Raw genomic sequence first — 761 nt, 5'->3', positions numbered from 1 at the left:
CATCGCGGGGACCCCGGCACCCGCGCGGACGGTCGTCGCCGATGCCGCGGCGGGCACCGGACCGACCGCCGCCCAGGCCGCGTGGCTCGCAGCCGAGCGTGCGCAGCGGGGTCGGCGCTAGCTCGTAGGGTTGGGGGCGTGATCTCCTCCCTCCGCGGCACCGTGCTGTCCGTCTCCGGTCAGACCCTCCTGCTGGAGGTGCACGGGGTGGGCTACGGCGTGTCCGTGACGCCGCGGCACGCGCTCGAGCTGCGGCACGGATCCGAGGCCACCGTGCTCACGTCGCTGGTCGTGCGCGAGGACTCGCTCACCCTCTTCGGCTTCCCCGGTCCCGACGAGCTGCGGGCCTTCGAGCTCCTCTGCGGCGTCACCGGCGTCGGACCCAAGTCGGCCCTCGCGGTGCTCGAGCACCTGGATCCCGAGGCCATGGCGCAGGCCGTGGCCGCCGAGGACGACGCCGCGTTCCGCCGCGTGTCCGGCATCGGCCCGAAGACGGCCAAGCTCATCGTCCTGCAGCTCGCGGGCAAGCTGTTCGTCACCGAGCCCCGCAGCCGTCCCGCCGCGTCCGCCGCCTCGACGGTCACGGCCGACGTCGTCACGGCCCTCATCGGCCTCGGCTGGTCGGAGCGCGTGGCCCGCACGGCGGTCGACGACGCCGCTGCCGCCGCGGCCGAGCAGGGGCTGCCGGCCGACATGCCCCGCCTCCTGCGCGTCGCGCTCGGGATGCTCGGGCCGCAGCAGCCCGCGGGCGCGTCGCCGGC

The 761-nt window shown here is 76.3% G+C and carries 1 protein-coding gene; it reads left to right on the top strand.

Annotated elements, in window-relative coordinates; all coding sequences use genetic code 11:
* Nucleotides 1–138: 138 nt before the first annotated feature.
* Nucleotides 139–761: Holliday junction branch migration protein RuvA (gene ruvA, locus DZG00_RS16020; protein ID WP_119455850.1), on the top strand; the 623-nt coding region annotated here is incomplete at its 3' end.

The organism is Clavibacter lycopersici, assembly GCF_003576405.1.
GTDB classification, from domain to species: Bacteria; Actinomycetota; Actinomycetes; order Actinomycetales; family Microbacteriaceae; genus Clavibacter; species Clavibacter lycopersici.
This window is presented reverse-complemented; position numbering and strand designations above follow the sequence as displayed.